Origin of the sequence: Enterococcus sp. AZ179 (assembly GCF_050498885.1) — a bacterium.
GTDB classification, from domain to species: Bacteria; Bacillota; Bacilli; order Lactobacillales; family Enterococcaceae; genus Enterococcus_D; species Enterococcus_D entomosocium.
Window position 1 is genome coordinate 48,283 of the sequence record NZ_JBMHEO010000003.1, and the last position, 15,075, is coordinate 63,357.

The 15,075-nt window shown below is 35.5% G+C and carries 19 protein-coding genes; 14 read left to right on the forward strand and 5 right to left on the reverse strand.

Going from position 1 to position 15,075, the window contains the following annotated elements:
• Nucleotides 1–47: 47 nt before the first annotated feature.
• Nucleotides 48–578 carry a hypothetical protein gene (locus IGI88_RS17885; protein ID WP_429969540.1) on the reverse strand — a complete coding sequence of 177 codons (531 nt, stop codon included), beginning with the start codon at nt 576–578 and terminating at the stop codon, nt 48–50.
• A 1,019-nt stretch (nt 579–1,597) separates the two neighbouring features.
• Entirely contained in the window at nt 1,598–2,092 is a 495-nt protein-coding gene (locus IGI88_RS17890; protein WP_429960997.1) for a hypothetical protein, read from the reverse strand.
• Between the two features lie 589 nt (nt 2,093–2,681).
• On the opposite strand from IGI88_RS17890, the gene IGI88_RS17895 reads away from it, so the two are divergent.
• From IGI88_RS17895 to IGI88_RS17945, 11 genes are all read left to right on the forward strand, one after another.
• Entirely contained in the window at nt 2,682–3,110 is a 429-nt protein-coding gene (locus tag IGI88_RS17895) for a helix-turn-helix domain-containing protein (RefSeq protein ID WP_429960987.1), read from the forward strand.
• Between the two features lie 3 nt (nt 3,111–3,113).
• Nucleotides 3,114–3,365: a hypothetical protein gene (locus IGI88_RS17900; RefSeq protein WP_429960986.1), complete on the forward strand. Its 252-nt coding sequence runs from the start codon at nt 3,114–3,116 to the stop codon at nt 3,363–3,365.
• Nucleotides 3,366–3,939: 574 nt separating this feature from the next.
• Nucleotides 3,940–4,437 carry a hypothetical protein gene (locus IGI88_RS17905; protein ID WP_429960984.1) on the forward strand — a complete coding sequence of 166 codons (498 nt, stop codon included), beginning with the start codon at nt 3,940–3,942 and terminating at the stop codon, nt 4,435–4,437.
• Between the two features lie 17 nt (nt 4,438–4,454).
• Nucleotides 4,455–4,577, forward strand: a complete 123-nt coding sequence (locus tag IGI88_RS17910) for a hypothetical protein (RefSeq protein WP_429960905.1) — start codon at nt 4,455–4,457, stop codon at nt 4,575–4,577.
• Between the two features lie 236 nt (nt 4,578–4,813).
• Nucleotides 4,814–5,503 carry a hypothetical protein gene (locus IGI88_RS17915; RefSeq protein WP_429960904.1) on the forward strand — a complete coding sequence of 230 codons (690 nt, stop codon included), beginning with the start codon at nt 4,814–4,816 and terminating at the stop codon, nt 5,501–5,503.
• Nucleotides 5,475–6,500, forward strand: coding sequence for a hypothetical protein (locus IGI88_RS17920; protein ID WP_429969541.1), 1,026 nt, complete (start codon nt 5,475–5,477; stop codon nt 6,498–6,500). Before IGI88_RS17915 ends, IGI88_RS17920 begins: the two co-directional genes overlap by 29 nt.
• Nucleotides 6,501–6,657: 157 nt before the next feature.
• Nucleotides 6,658–7,257, forward strand: a complete 600-nt coding sequence (locus IGI88_RS17925) for a recombinase family protein (protein WP_429960982.1) — start codon at nt 6,658–6,660, stop codon at nt 7,255–7,257.
• Between the two features lie 21 nt (nt 7,258–7,278).
• On the forward strand, nt 7,279–7,581 hold the full coding sequence (locus IGI88_RS17930) for a hypothetical protein (protein ID WP_074934969.1): 303 nt from the start codon (nt 7,279–7,281) through the stop codon (nt 7,579–7,581).
• Nucleotides 7,582–7,688: 107 nt separating this feature from the next.
• Nucleotides 7,689–7,889, forward strand: a complete 201-nt coding sequence (locus IGI88_RS17935; protein WP_074934967.1) for a hypothetical protein — start codon at nt 7,689–7,691, stop codon at nt 7,887–7,889.
• A 144-nt stretch (nt 7,890–8,033) separates the two neighbouring features.
• Nucleotides 8,034–9,947, forward strand: a complete 1,914-nt coding sequence (locus tag IGI88_RS17940; protein ID WP_429960981.1) for a P-loop NTPase fold protein — start codon at nt 8,034–8,036, stop codon at nt 9,945–9,947.
• A gap of 84 nt (nt 9,948–10,031) precedes the next feature.
• Nucleotides 10,032–10,130 carry a type I toxin-antitoxin system Fst family toxin gene (locus tag IGI88_RS17945; protein WP_138372344.1) on the forward strand — a complete coding sequence of 33 codons (99 nt, stop codon included), beginning with the start codon at nt 10,032–10,034 and terminating at the stop codon, nt 10,128–10,130.
• 228 nt (nt 10,131–10,358) lie between these two features.
• Here IGI88_RS17945 and IGI88_RS17950 read toward each other — a convergent pair whose 3' ends face one another.
• The 3 genes from IGI88_RS17950 to IGI88_RS17960 form a co-directional block, all read right to left on the reverse strand.
• Entirely contained in the window at nt 10,359–10,946 is a 588-nt protein-coding gene (locus tag IGI88_RS17950; RefSeq protein WP_429960980.1) for an SOS response-associated peptidase, read from the reverse strand.
• A 92-nt stretch (nt 10,947–11,038) separates the two neighbouring features.
• Nucleotides 11,039–11,542 carry a hypothetical protein gene (locus tag IGI88_RS17955; RefSeq protein ID WP_429960979.1) on the reverse strand — a complete coding sequence of 168 codons (504 nt, stop codon included), beginning with the start codon at nt 11,540–11,542 and terminating at the stop codon, nt 11,039–11,041.
• A complete protein-coding gene (locus tag IGI88_RS17960; RefSeq protein WP_429960978.1) occupies nt 11,526–12,902 on the reverse strand; it encodes a Y-family DNA polymerase in 1,377 nt (458 codons plus the stop codon). The genes IGI88_RS17955 and IGI88_RS17960 overlap by 17 nt, the downstream gene beginning before the upstream one ends.
• A gap of 286 nt (nt 12,903–13,188) precedes the next feature.
• On the opposite strand from IGI88_RS17960, the gene IGI88_RS17965 reads away from it, so the two are divergent.
• The 3 genes from IGI88_RS17965 to IGI88_RS17975 all read left to right on the forward strand — a co-directional run.
• Complete coding sequence (locus IGI88_RS17965; protein ID WP_429960977.1) at nt 13,189–13,602, forward strand: hypothetical protein; 414 nt, start codon at nt 13,189–13,191, stop codon at nt 13,600–13,602.
• Between the two features lie 127 nt (nt 13,603–13,729).
• Nucleotides 13,730–14,785, forward strand: coding sequence for a ParA family protein (locus IGI88_RS17970; RefSeq protein WP_429960976.1), 1,056 nt, complete (start codon nt 13,730–13,732; stop codon nt 14,783–14,785).
• A 25-nt stretch (nt 14,786–14,810) separates the two neighbouring features.
• Nucleotides 14,811–15,075, forward strand: a 265-nt coding sequence (locus IGI88_RS17975; protein ID WP_429969542.1) for a hypothetical protein, incomplete at its 3' end; no start/stop codon positions are given.

A 15,075-nucleotide genomic window follows, 5' to 3' on the forward strand; every position in this document is an offset into this window, starting at 1 on the left:
TAAAAAATAACCATTCAAACAATTGAATGGTTAAATTCATATCATCCTCAAAAAAATGCTTTGACGTCGTTCAACGGACTTTTTGATTGTCGAATATCGCGGATATTCTCTTTGATTAACCGTTTAGCGATAATTGCTCTCAATGCTGTGAAAAGAACGTATAACGGGGTTTCGTCAAGATTTTTACTACCTGGTTTTCCAATAGTATAGAATGCCAACAAAGAATTGATGCTAGTTTTGTGTGAATCGAGCATAAATGGGGTATCCAATGAATCTTTGTCATTTATATATTTTTCAAGCAGATAGTCCAACCAATGCGTGTCAGAATTGCACTTGTCATGAACCTTTCTACCTTCAATTATTTCTTCAAATGAAGCGTGGAAGGGAACTTGGTAGAGCCAGTTTGGAGAAATAATCAAGCCCCGCTTTCTTAATAAATCAAAGAGTTGAGTGCCTGATATGACATGGGATATTTCATAAAGTGGTAAATCTAAATAATGATTGATGGACAAGCTCTTTAAGTAATTGTCTGCTTGCATGGAGAGTTCCAAATATCCTTGAATTTTATTGTCTCGCATGAGAGTGCCTCCTTCAGAAAGGTTTTTGCCTTTCATTGATTTGATGTATTTTTCTTTGATGCAGAAGATGGATCATACCTGTAATGAGCGACAAGGGCTTACAGCTGGATCCAGCTGTTGTGCATTTACCCTTGTCGATTGAATGGAAGGTATGATATAAGGCGACAGCGGAGCCGTTCTTCTCAAAGAAAAATTGAATCGATGAAAGGTGGAGACCTGGAAGGTCGGTGCGCGACGCAGGAGCGCTAAAGCGAAGGCGATAGCCTGAGAGGCCGTTGGAAACGGCCGGAAAGTGTGCGTAGCACACGCCAGGGGGACCCGACGATCGGCGATCGGTGGGGGAAAAGCGGGCGTCGCCCGCGTTCCTCTTTAATAAACGTCAGCTGTGGCAACAGCTGGCTGAATTTGTCCATATAGCGTAGCGTCAAAGGAAGAGAGCGCAGTCGAAGATGGTACGCAGCGAATGACTGTATATGGACAAATTCACTACAAATTGCGCCAGCAATTTGTCTCCAAAAAAGCAACAAGAAATGAGTCATTTGGTGACTCACTTCTTGTTGCTTTTTTAATCAATGTTCAGAAAGGACTCATATTCCGATTCTCGTTCTTCTATAAACTCGTCGTCTTCGTCATAAAAATAATAATAGTCAATCTCTTTGCAGGTATCTATAACGACTTCGCCATTTTTAATCACATAATACTCGGAAAACCCACACCCTAGTTCCAATGACTTAATGGTGATTTCGAGATTTAATTCTTTTGATATTGAGACAAGGTTTATCCCCCAGGTTGAATGATCATCGATGAAACATAACTGAACACTCCAAGCGCAGTACCCGTCAATCCACAGGTTTGTTTCGTCTGAAAGGTATAGTAAGGCTTCATAGGTTCTGTAAAAGTTACTAGCTAGGGAAAGTGATGACCCTGTATTTGATCTTGATTGTGGTACCTGCATAAGTCGTAATAGCTTTTTGATTGATTGTTCGCTACCAGTAATTCTCATATTAAAATCGCAACAATTAGCCAATGTGATCACTCCATTCCTGAAAGTGATCGGTAACATTGTTATTCGTCACTTCTATAAAACCAAAGTCTGAAAACTCTTCACCACGATAAGCAACTAACCCATTTACAACGTAGCTATTTGGGGCGAGAATTCGATCAATTAAGTATTGAATCCATTCGACATAATTGTAAAATTTTTCTTCCATATCCCACTCCAGCGTTTGATTGTCCTCAGCTAGCAGCCATTGACACCAAAGTCCAGGTTGCGTAGATGGTGGTTGATTATAATCGAGAACAGTATCTAATTCACTTTCTTGTCCGTAGCGACCGTCGTCGACGCAGAAAAATTCACCGTCCACGCCACAATCACCATAGCCTTTTTGAATGAGTTGCTCGTTATCCCTTTTCATTCTTCTAGTGGCTGCTAAACCTCTTAGCAGTTCGGCTATTTCGTCAGTGACTGGACGGTCAATCTGAAAAGCCCCTATAAAATCTGTGTGATAACCCATAAATTGTTCCTCCTATAAATGATTTTCGATTTCAAAGGACTTCCTTTAGAAAGAGTTTGTCTTTTTCTGTAGGGTATTTTCCTTTGATGCGTTGAATGAATCACAGATGGAAGAGAAAACAAGGACGAAGAGCTGCACGATCTTTAGATCGATGCAGCTCTCGTGTATTTAATCCTTGTTTGAACTGAGTAGCTGTGATAAAAGGCAACGTCGTTGCCGTTTCAACCAAAGGAAAAGAGTCAGGAAGGAAGAGAACTCGATTGAAAGGAACAGGGCCGCTGTAAGCGGCCTAAAAGTGTGCGTAGCACACGCAGGGGGACCCGACAATCGTAGATTGTTGGGGGAAAAGCGAGCGTCGCTCGCGTTCCTCTTAAATAAATGGGAGCTGTGGGAACAGCTGCCTGAATTTGTCAATATAGCAAAGCGTCAAAGGAAGAGAGCATAGTCAAGGACGGTACGAAGCGAATGACTGTATATGGACAAATTCATAGCAAGTTGTATGCAACTTGTATCAAAAAATGGTTTTAGTTTAACACGATAAAGGGTATAATTATTTTATACACTTTATCGTGTTAAGGGGGATGAGCGTTTGAGTGTTCATAAATATGATTTAATGAGTGATGAACTAATGACAGCTCCAGAGGCTTCAAGAAAATGGGGTTATGAGGAAAGCTATGTTCGCCAAATGATTAAGAAGTATCCGGAAAGAATTCCTGCAGGCGAGATACGTATGTTTGGAAAAACCCTGGTGATAACGTCAGAAGGTATGGAGAAATTGACTGGCCGATCTCTAAAGGAATATTGGTACTTTTACATTGAAAAGCAACAAATGATCTTCAAAGAAGTGAAATATGAATCTTATGAAGACGCCTTAGAAAGACTCGTGAATGAAATGAAGGGGCTAGGAAGCTTAACGGATGTCCCTGAAGCAATGGATGATCATAGTGAGCGTATAGGAATTAAATTTGAAAATGGATCCATATTATTTATTACAAAGAAACGACAGGAGATGACCTAAGGAATGGCTGAAGAGAGAAAATGTTACGGTGGTCAATGGAAAATACCAATAACGCCATACAACCGGCGCTTATACTGGCCGCCTAAGTGGGTTGAATGTGATTGCGGTGAACTCGCACAGCAAGTTTATGAAAGAAAGTTTGAGTTTATGTACCCGACTGAATACTATCAATGTAAAACTTGTCAACGCAGCTATCAACTAATCACTGGCACCAATCGATTTGTTTTAGTAGATACTGATGAAAAGAAATTGTGAGGTGAATTTTCTTGGCTTCAAAGAGTGAGTTAAAAAGAATTTACTTCTACAATGACTGTGCGCTTATTGTTGATAAATCAGCAAAAGAGTATTGTTGTGTATCGGATCGATTGGGAATTTTGAAAGTAAAAGACATGATTGGTTTCTTCATATGCCACGAGAATCTTACTGAAAAAGAATCTCAATTGAAGAGTCAAGATTACAAAAAAGTCGAATCGATGATCGATCGGTATCCTAAATTATGAAAGATAGGAGTATGATCTATGATAGATCATGAAACATTAGGAAGGCTTCTGACGATAAATTTAGTGAGATTAATTTATCAAAGACCGAACTATTGTAAGATAATGTCTGCATTGGTTGATATAACTGAAGAATGGATTGAAAATGACTATTTATCCTGTAATTGAGAAATAATTGCAAGTATTACAAATAGAGTAGGCTGAATGCGGAGATCATTGTGGAAGATTTTTTAAAGACTTAGAGTTACAATAATGTAAGAAGATTATTTGCACAACCATGATACAATAACAGTGTATTAAAACACTATTATTATATCAGGAGTGATGAATCAATGGGAATAAATCTAAGTAAATACTTATTAACAATTGTTGCTGTAGGTTCTTTTTTAGTAGTTTCTACTTCTGTGGCAGTAGCTGCAGAAAGTCAAAATGTTGTTGAAGAAGAAAGTTTATTCGCTACAGATGCTGGAATTCCAGATGATTTTGAGAATATGGAAAATATTGATCAAGTAATCTCAGAAATTGATTCCTTTTATATGCGAAACGAGAATCCATTTTTACGAGCAGCTGCGGGAACAAAGTGGGCTGAAGGACAAAAAGTATGGGATGGCGAAGTAGGTTATTGGGTTACTAGTTATTTTTGGGTTAAAGGAAGCGATATGTCCCCTTATTTTGTTGTTGGTCAAGCTCAAAGAAAAGCTGTGATTGCCAAATACGGAAGTGTTAACAACAAAACTTCCTACAAAATGAAAACGAAGCAGCATATTACACTAAAAGGTAAATGGAGCTACAAGACTGTTTCAGCTAGTGCCGTTTGTTACGGGCGATAAAGAAAGTAGGGAAAATCATGAAAGATATCATAGTAATTTTAATTGCGCTTATTTCGATTGGTTTTGCAGCATGGGGAACAGTTGTTGAAGGTAATTGGATGAAAGATCAAATAAAAAAGAATAATGACAAGAAGCAATAAGGACTATCTTTCTTAAAAAAGACACATTAATCTGTGTCTTTTTAATTTTGACAATTTAAGAAATAAAAGATCAGCTTGAGTAATATTGTTCAGAAACCTTGAAGGTTTTAACTATTCTGAAGCAAACTTTTTCAAGCTCAATTATCTAAAAAAGACTTGATATTTATTTTAATGTATATTATATTTACATTAAATGATATTTAATGTAACAATAAGTTATAAAAGGAGTTGGTTTTTTGTATAATGATATTTTGAAAGTAAGTGAATGTTTGGATATAATGAGACAATTTGGGATTACGATTAGTGAACCCGCTTTCAGACAATCTATTAGAAAAGGACAAGTGAAAAATACCTTTTATAGAAGTAAAAAAGAAGGCATTAATATTCCGATGGCGTCCCTAATGAATTTTATGATTTCAAAAGTATCTGGAAATCATGATGCATTTGAACTAGGAAAATTTTATATGGATCAGAAGTATGTATCTCAACCATTACCCGCCGAAGGAATCATGCGTGATAGAAGCTATCTGGCTAAAGCTATCTTTAAAAATGAATATATTTATATCACAAATAGTACACAAGGCAGATACTACAAGTCGTACCAACTATTTATTGATTATCAAAACTACACTATACATTTATATGATGATGTAAAATTAAATGGATCAAGTAGTATAAATATAATGTCAAAGGAGACTATCTCTGATATATGGATGAAATTAGGAGTAGCGATAGACAAAGATATTCTTGAAACTACATGTGTAAATATATATTCTGATTCCGGATATAATGATTTTCATATAACTGGTTTTTATGGCGAAGGCTCAAAAGAGTTCTATAAGCCTCGTCTTCCTTTGCATGAAAGGTTCAAGAAAATGATGGAAGGGGACAAGGATTATGAACTATTACTTACAGAGGATGAATGAAATAAAAAGAAAACTGTCTTTATCTAATAAAGAGTTGAAAGCTGAGACAATAAGTCAAGAGATTTCTAAAACTGTTCAAATGATTAATAAGAGAATGCTGGAATTCATAAGTGAAAATATAAATAGTGAGAATATTACAATTCGTGAAGGTGGTATATTCAAGAAAAAGAAGAAAATATTATCTTATCCAGATCCAAGAATGTTTGCTAATTTTCTTACAGCAAATTCAGATTTAGAGTATTATTTATCAGCTTCTGTATCCATGGGGCATCGTGAGTTATTCATTACAGAAAAAGACCTTCCGATAATAAAAACAGTATTGCGAGAATTTCGAACCACTAGTGGTTTCGATGATAAAGATAGAAGTAATATTGAATGTGCAGATAATAATTTGTGCTTAATTTATCCGTTAAACATAGGTTTCTTTTTTGGAGATTACTCGGATAATCTGAAATATTATACAGAAAACACCAAGTTTCATATTTCTGATTTTTATGACTACTCTAATATTTATAAGATTTATTACTATGACTTTGAGTTGAGTAAGTTTAGACATATCGAAAATAATGAAATAGTTGATAATGAACGTATGAGAGAAGAGGATCGTTATTACTTAGAAATATTTCCTGAATTTGGATATTTATTTGAACTAGGCAGGTTAAATATCGGTTTAGAAGAATATGGCCCAAATATCATTAGGAATGGGCTAACAAAAATTGAAAAAATAAATCATATTGATAATTTGGAACTAGCAGATTACATTCAATACATGATGGTTGGTTTCTCTGAAAGAAATCATGATGTTAACCAAAATAATATAAAGCTTATTAGAAATAGGGGGTGGACTAAAGAAGGTACTAGATATTTTTTGGTTAAGAAAATTGATAGAACGATGGGAATCCAAGTTACGCTAGAAAAATATGGTTCAGATAGTAACTCTATAATATGGGATGACCCAATTGTTGAAGCGTCCGAAAAATTAAATGAATTGATATAATCGAGAGTGTTCAGAAAATGACCCGTTTCTGAACACTCTCTTTTTGTCCCGAAATTCTACAGAAAATATCGAATTTAGTGTTCAGAAACCCGTAACAAAATCTATGTTCAGTTATTCCCCCTAGATTAAGTTATGGTACAATAGATTTAATCAAGGAGTGATTTTTTTGAAAATTGGATATGCACGAGTTTCAACTGGATTACAAAATTTGGATTTACAAGAAGATAGCTTAAAAAAATTTGGCTGTGAAAAAATTTTTACTGATTATATGAGTGGAGCGAAAAATAATCGACCTGGATTAGAAACTGCGATCGATTTTGTACGATCTGGAGATACACTTGTTGTTTGGCGGTTGGATCGATTGGGGCGGAATATGGAAGATTTGATATCGATCGTCAATAGATTGAATGAACGGGGCGTGAGTTTCCATAGCCTTCAGGAAAATATCACGATGGATAAATCCAGTTCAACCGGTCAGCTTATGTTTCATTTGTTTGCGGCTTTTGCAGAATTTGAACGTAATCTGATTTTAGAGCGATCGGCAGCTGGTAGAGAAGCTGCTCGAGCAAGAGGCCGATATGGTGGACGGCCGGAAAAATTTACGGATCAGGATCTACAGCTGATGAAGACATTAGTTGATAGTGGAACTCCAATCAAAACGATTGCCGAACGTTGGCAGGTCTCTCGGACGACAATTTATCGCTATTTAGAAAAGATGGAGAAAACAGAGGCTGAAGAGGAAGAAATTATACAATAGGAATACTGCGAGGGGAAAGTGATGAAAGAAAAGGAGATTCATTTAGCGATTGTAAAATTGACTGAGGATCCAGAGTGGATACATTGTGCTGAGATTGTGGCTCACGTGCAAGAATTAAGCAAAAAGTTCTCTACTACTCGTCAGTCGCCGATTAATTACAATGCTATAAATGGGATTAAAGTTGTATACTCAAATGGTTCACATAGGATCTATCCTTCCCTGAAGCAATGTGCTCTAGAAGAGAAACTGTATAATGGCACAATTCAAAGAGTCATACGAATGAAATCAAAGACAAGTGATGGCCGACAATTTATTGTGATTTAACTTTTTTGTCTTTTATTCTTTGGTATAATTAATATAGATCTGCTTAACATAGACTTGCGCTGCCCGTTATTGAAGTTTCAGGCAGCGCTCTTTTTGGGGGATTATACATGGAAGAAAAAACGATATTTGAGAAGCGCTGGCAATTAGCGTCTAGTGATCAACGTGCAAGGTTTGACAAACTTTTATCCTCTTACCCTACAATTGAATGGACGTACAAGGAGAAGAAATATTTGTTATGGTTATGCCAGCTAGATATAGATACTTTTGAAACTTTCGAAATTATCCTTAAAAAAATACAGATGAAATAATATATGTTTGAAGCTCTGATCAGAATTAATAGAGCTAGCTTCAAAGTGATAGCATAAGAAGACATAAGCAATGATTAGATAATCGTTTAAATAAACAGACGAATAGTAGATTTTAAAAATGACTCAAGAAAGAGACAGAATATCATGATACCTTTTTTAACTATAATAATTGTTATACTTATCTTAGTAGTCGCTTGGTTTTTATTTGAATATCTTAAATTCAGGAAAATGCGAATCCAAAAAAAAGACGAAGAATCCGAACTGTTAAATCATATCGATGTAAGCGATAGAGCAGCATATTTAGCTGGATTATTAGAAAATAATTTGACGTTCTTCTTAAATGGGGAGTGGGGGACAGGGAAATCTGAATATTTGCAAGAGGTGGAGAACCATACCAAGAAAAAATTTGTCTACTTAAATTTGTGGAACATAAAAGATGAACGATCTGTTATCAGTATAAGCTTTTCTTTGCTACACCCAATAATAAATTCATTATATAGGCTTTTCCTTATCGGTTGTGTTGTAGTATCGATTCTTATTACTCCAGCAATTAATATTGGAATAGGAAACTTTTTGGTTAATATTTTTGGAGAAGGGATTGTTACACAAGTTATATTTTTCGTTGGTACTATCATTGCTTTGTTTGTTGCAGTGTGGCAATTTTTTAAATATAAATCCGATGAAATCTATTATCGATTCTTTCAAAGGGAAATCTCTACATTTTTGATGAAGAATAAGGTACTTGTTATCGATGATTTTGATCGAGTAAGTCCCACTAATCAAGAAGAGGCATACAAACTATTCAATTGCTTAGACAGGAGATTACCCGTAATTTTTGTTGGAGATTATTCAAAGTTCAAAAATAAAGATAAATATCTACAAAAAATTATAGATCAAAAAATTGAACTACCTTATGACTTACACCCAAACAATATATGGGGGCCATATCTCCATAACCTGGAGTCTATTTTTTCAATTCAAATCAATATGGCGCTACAGGATATTTTTATTGCAGAAAATAGAAATCTTAGAGAGCGGAAGATGTTCAATTACTATGTAAACCATGAGTTAATTGAAAGGGCAAAAAGAAATTTTGTTCAAATCAACCAGCAATTAGCTATTATTTACTTGTATCTATTTCATAATGAAACCTATCAAGATTTAGTTGTAGGAAAAAGTTTAGATGACTTCCCAAAGGATAATAAGAATAATATTGGGGAGCTAATTTCATTACTCGCTGAAGCCGATGGTTATCCGAGGTCGTTTACTGATAATAGGCAAGGATATTTTTTATATGAAAAAGTATTAAGCTTACCAGAAGAAGAGGTTTTAACATTATTAGATAATTCAAATATAGAAGAAACAATTATTTCGGCTGATCCCAAAATGTCAGATGTTCAAGAATATATTAGACGTAATTATTCAAAGTTAGATGAAGACCTAAAGGAACGTTTGTTAAGTGCAAGTTTGTTAGGGATCAGTAATAATGAAACGTCAGATCTCATATATGTTTTTATTGTACTATATAGGGGCGATGTGATAAATCGAATCGATTCAAATAGCACACAATTACAAATAGAAAATTGGGATAAAATTTTGAATGATTATACTTTTGATCTTTCTCAACGATTGTACTTCTATGAATACTATTTAAGAATTAGTTTTTTTAAACTTAGTGAGTTCTTTCCTGATTTGGATTTAAAATCAGATGAATATATTGAAGGAAAGATGAAAAGGTATTATTTTTTAACTTATTTGACGATAAAAGACAGGTGGTTCAAGTTCCAGTGGCCCCAATATTACTGGGAGGCTCTTGACTTAATCTACAAAGATAATCATAAAGAGTACCTAAATGTTTTGAAGGTACTGTATTTGATTAAAGTAGACTTCGAGAGTAAACATATTATTGCTTATGAAAGTATATATAATGATGTCTATAGTAACTACCTTGAGGGTATAAGTGAAGTCCTAGATAATATCAAGCCAAAACTAACCGAATTAAAAGAATTGGGATACACAGTTGAGTACCAGAATCAGCTAAATATAAGTCTTTCTTGAAATAAATTAATATTAAATTGGTAACAGCTGATAAATCTTTGATATAATTGAAAAGGCAACTTGCCCCGATTGGGGGTGCTTCTCTTGATAGATAAAATCTTCACATTGGTTATCGCACCAGTCTTTGTCGGATTGGTTCTGGAAATGATTTCTCGTTGGTTAGACGAGAAAGACGATAACTAAAGCAAGTTGTCACTAACCCACACGTTCGGAGTCGCAACGAACGAAAAAAAAAGCCAACCCTACTCGCAATAGGGTTGGCTTTTGTGTTTCTCTTGAACAAAATCTTCACATTTCGCAAAACTAGTATAGCATATAATTAAGATAAAATCTACTTTAGAAGATCTATCCCATTTAGTGAAGAATACTAATTACAAAAAAATATCAATAGCAGCAAACCAGAAAGTACTCCTATTTAGCGTCACTCAGGGCTAACTCCGGCATATCAGTTGATAGGTAGTTTCTAGCAAACTCTATATCTGAAAGCCAGTTATTGATGTCATTTTTCTTTATAATCAAAGGCATACGATCGTGAATAGGTTCAACAGATTTACTAGGCGTGGTCGTCATGATTACTGATTCTGTCTCAAAGCCGGCACCATTTTTATGAATCCGATAAAAACCACCAACATACAAGAGATCATTGTCTTCAGCTGAGAATAAAATTTTTTTCTTCTCCTGGTTCCATTCGTAAAAACCAGACATAGGAAATACACAGCGTGTCTCTTTGAAATGCTTAGAAAACGTCTTTTTTTCTTCCACTGTTTCAGATCGTGCATTGATCATTAATTGCCCTTTTTTGAAACCTTCAAATCCCCAACGAGTGATCCCAGGTACTATTTTAGATTCCTGATTAAGGGCCAAGGTTACCACATGATTTGATGGAAAAATTTCATTATAACCGATTCGGACGTGCGTATTAGTTGCATTCGGTGCGACTTGATCATAATAATTTTTCAGCTCATTTGATGATAGATCGAAAAAATAGCGACCACACATAATATACCCTCCATTTTTCTTATTTTAATAAAAAACGTGTGTCAGACGGCCATTCTAAGCCGTTTTCAATTGTTATCGATGGGTAATCCCCTTTATTCGTCTTCTATAAACGGTTGGTAATACTCATTTTTTATTATTTCAATTTCAGGATCTCTCGTTTTCTTCTTCGCGTCTATTTTACCTGGAGAACCCTTGTTTCGAAAATAATCGATATCGAACCATTTTTTTTCTTGTTTAATTTCAACGTGACGGACGTCTGTCCAAAATATTTGCCGATCGCTTATTACAAAATAGTCCTCATATGCTTCACCGATAAATAATCCTTCTATCGGATCTAAGAATCGCCCGAACTTGTCTTTTGTATTAAGTTGAATGGAAACGGGCTTATGATAAAGAAAGGATTCAGATAAAATAGCGTCTATTTCTTCGCGTGTCATAAGATCAAGACCTGCAACTTCTTTGGTTGCCCAAGCTTCATTCTCTTTTACGCCCTTCATTAATTCGTCGATTGCGTAAGCAGTCCCCCACTTGAGGCCGAACGGACGATCGCGATACTCATTGTAGTCTTGAAACGTTTTCTTAGTTCGCTTTACCATGACTTGCACCTTCAAGTCCGGATAGGCCGCCTGCGTGACCACCGACCAAAGAGCTTCGAGCAATCGCACGTCCACCCTCCATTAAGCTATTAGCATGCACGATTGATTTAAAGCCATACTTTTTCCGTATAGTATCAACTACATAATCCACCTTCAAGTCCTTTACTTGCTCGTCTGGGTCCTCAAAGAGATCCAGCTGTAGAGCATTAGAATAAACGAGTTTCGAGCAGTTTACTCCTATATTCCTGATATCCTGATACTTATAATGCTTATCAAATATTTGAAGCAGGTATCCAGAGATTTGTTTGCTGCTGTTTGTGGCCGGTACTTTCATTTGTTGGTTGAAACCACGTTTCAGTGATCGATCGACATAGCCCATGGAAAACCCGATCCATAAAGATACAACTTCAGCTTTCGCGCCTGCGCGGCGTAACCTAGTTGCTACTTGATCAGCCATTTCCTTTATGACGATTTCAATCTCTTTTCTCCTAGTATAATCGCGGTTTAAAACCTGACTGTTCCCGATAGATTTCGATTTGGGTGTATATTTCTGGCCTAAGAATGATCGATCGATGCCCCAGGCATTTGCGTACAGCTGAGTACCTAAAACGCCAAAATTCTGCTTCAGCAAATAATAATTTGCGTGTGCTAGATCATGCATAGTAAATATGCCCATTCGGTTCAATCTGATTGCTGTACGGCGGCCAATCCCCCACACGTCTGTTATTTCTTTGACAGACCAAAGCTTCTCCTCTACGTCCTCGTATCGCCACTCAGCTTTCATATCAGTGTTCTTTTTGCTTTCAAGGTCTAACGCAAACTTTGCCAATAATGGATTATCACCAATCCCGATCGTAGTATAGATTCCTGTTTGTTTATATACGTCGATTTGGATCATTTTAGCTAAGTCTCGAGCATTCTTTGCTCCAAACAGTCTTAACGAGTCAGTGACGTCTAAAAAGCTCTCGTCGATGCTATAAACTGCGTGATTCTGCTCGTCTGCATACTTTTTGTAGATGTTATTGATCTCCATGTTTTTACGCATATAAAGTGCCATACGTGGCGGTGCAATCACCAAATCCTTCGGATACGGAAAAGGAAGATCACGAGATCGACTGACGTTTGAAATTCCGTATGCTTGCTTTGCAGCTGGACTAGATGCCAGGATCAAGCCGCTGCCTCTCTCAGCTGGATTGTCGGATGGATAAGACATAACAACAAGCTTGGTTTTTAATGGGTTAAGTCCTCTCTCAACGCATTCTACTGACGAATAAAAGGACTTGCAATCGATACAAAGGATATCTCTGGAAGGTTCTTTAGTATAATCAAATTTTGGATTTACGCCAAACTGCAAAACCATAAGAAAGCCCCTTTTCTAAAAATGATACGTTTTATAACCATATTAGAACATGTGTTCGCTTTAAAAGTCAAGACAATAGAATTTTAAAAAAATAATAGAAAAGTCAATAGGCGTAAAGTGGAAATATATCGTAATATGACTTTACGTAGTTCTATAAATAGTGTAAAATACAATTATAGATGATAGCTAGAATCTTATTAATATTAACATTGCTATTAATAGCAATGTTGCTAGCAATTATAATAGCAATATTAATGGTATGAAATTCAAATTTAGGAGTGATTTAGTGGATACTTTAAGCAAAATAAAAAGTGTTTTAAGTTCAGATTTATCTGCGTATGAGTTAGAAAAGCGAACTGGAGTAACCAGACCCTCTATTGTAAACATGAGGAAAGATACATACGACTTCTCTAAAATGTCTTTCCAGATAGGTGAAAAATTAGCAAACTATTATGATGAACAAAGAGAATCAACTTTAGTTTTTAAGGATCAAGGAGCGTTCCTATCATTCACGAGTACGTTGGATCAATTTATGAAAGATACTATAAAAGAAATTGTTCCAGAATCAATTAATGATGAAGCGATGAAAGAAGTGCTAATTAGAGTTAATTCTGAGGTTTTAAAAGATAGCTATTTGTTAGAGGAGCTTTATACAGTTTACAAAGATACGTTGAGGAAAAAGCAAAAATCTCAAGAATGAAGATAGCATTATTAATAATATTATTGCTAATAACGTTAACATTAATATTATTAGCATTGTTAATAGTGTTATTGCTAGCAATGTTAATAGTAACTATTTTAGCTAATAAATCAACTAGGAGGATTAGATGAATAACACTGAAGTGAGTAAAGAACCCATTTATAATGCTGAATGTATTGCCTCTGCTACACAAAAAGGCGGGGTTTTAAAGACTACAATCAATGTGAATTTGGCCGGAGATTTATCTCAAAGGCCTAATAAAAAGCAACCCTGGAGAAAGAATAAAGTACTATTGATTGATAAAGACTCCCAAGGAAATGTTTTATTAACTTTTGGTATGAACCCAGATAAGGTTGAGAATACTATTTACGATGTTTTATTAAATGATCTACCAGCTGAAGAAGCCGTAATTGAGATCAGTGATAATCTGCATATTATTCCTGCAAATGATGATATGGCTTTTTTTGAACTCGACGTTCTCACGGGTATGGCCAATAAAGAAGTCTTAGCAGGCATGGAAAATATATTGCCTATGATTAAGAATTTACTCTTAATTCTTAATTCCTTGAAATCTATGGTTCAGGATGATGAACTATTATCTAAAGTCGAGAGTCTTGAAAATGAGGCACAGGGACACTTAAGACAGTTACAAATGAAAATAGCAGCTAGCGGAATAAGCGTTGAAGATATCTATGTGTTGCTAAAAAAAGCTATTGCTCCTTTAAAGACAAAGTACGATTTCATTATCATCGATACTCCGCCTCAGCTTGGAATTGTCGCTGGTAATGTTTACAATGCTGTAGATGATATCCTTATTCCCTTCCACCCTGAAAAATATTCATTTAGAAGTTTGATAAAAACAATAAATACCATTAATTCATGGAAACAAACAAATCCCGATCTGAATGTTAAAGCGATTATTCCAGTCAAACTCAAAGAGCAAACAATCACACACTCTGTGTTTCTTGATAGTTCAAGCCAAATTATCAGTTCCAACAACGATTCTCTTGATATCACAAAAACAGTAATTCCTGAATCAATCAAACCAGCTGAGGCATTAGCAAAGTACAATATGCCGTATACAATGATTGATATTGAAACAGTAAGAACTAAAAAAGAAAGAGAACCACTTATTATGCTAAAAGAAGTTTTCAAAAATCTTGTCGACGAACTAGGCTACTAATAGATATGTATGAGGAGGATGTATTATGGCCAGATCAGTGAATGGTAGATCAGGATTTATTCCCGAAAATTTGACGGCGGGATTAGATTTAGAGATTAATCAAACTAATACAAAAGATAAAAAAGCAACCAGTGACGAAAAGCCAAAAAGAACCAAGGCTGTTGAAGCAGCCCCTACAGAAGAATTGCAGGAAGATAGAAAAGAAGATGTTAAAGAGACTTCCCCATCGGAAAATAGCTCTGATTTAGCAAGCATATTAGGGAAAAAGAAGAAGAATAGTAAAAATGTAC

Bases quoted from the DNA above. Each gene is read 5' to 3' on its own strand.
- IGI88_RS17950 (WP_429960980.1), bottom strand. From the start codon at position 10,946: ATGTGTGGTCGCTATTTTTTCGATCTATCATCAAATGAGCTGAAAAAT.
- IGI88_RS17900 (WP_429960986.1), top strand. From the start codon at position 3,114: ATGGCTGAAGAGAGAAAATGTTACGGTGGTCAATGGAAAATACCAATA.
- IGI88_RS17960 (WP_429960978.1), bottom strand. From the start codon at position 12,902: ATGGTTTTGCAGTTTGGCGTAAATCCAAAATTTGATTATACTAAAGAA.
- IGI88_RS17920 (WP_429969541.1), top strand. From the start codon at position 5,475: ATGAACTATTACTTACAGAGGATGAATGAAATAAAAAGAAAACTGTCT.
- IGI88_RS17940 (WP_429960981.1), top strand. From the start codon at position 8,034: ATGATACCTTTTTTAACTATAATAATTGTTATACTTATCTTAGTAGTC.
- IGI88_RS17890 (WP_429960997.1), bottom strand. From the start codon at position 2,092: ATGGGTTATCACACAGATTTTATAGGGGCTTTTCAGATTGACCGTCCA.
- IGI88_RS17935 (WP_074934967.1), top strand. From the start codon at position 7,689: ATGGAAGAAAAAACGATATTTGAGAAGCGCTGGCAATTAGCGTCTAGT.
- IGI88_RS17905 (WP_429960984.1), top strand. From the start codon at position 3,940: ATGGGAATAAATCTAAGTAAATACTTATTAACAATTGTTGCTGTAGGT.
- IGI88_RS17970 (WP_429960976.1), top strand. From the start codon at position 13,730: ATGAATAACACTGAAGTGAGTAAAGAACCCATTTATAATGCTGAATGT.
- IGI88_RS17955 (WP_429960979.1), bottom strand. From the start codon at position 11,542: ATGGTAAAGCGAACTAAGAAAACGTTTCAAGACTACAATGAGTATCGC.
- IGI88_RS17885 (WP_429969540.1), bottom strand. From the start codon at position 578: ATGCGAGACAATAAAATTCAAGGATATTTGGAACTCTCCATGCAAGCA.
- IGI88_RS17910 (WP_429960905.1), top strand. From the start codon at position 4,455: ATGAAAGATATCATAGTAATTTTAATTGCGCTTATTTCGATTGGTTTT.
- IGI88_RS17930 (WP_074934969.1), top strand. From the start codon at position 7,279: ATGAAAGAAAAGGAGATTCATTTAGCGATTGTAAAATTGACTGAGGAT.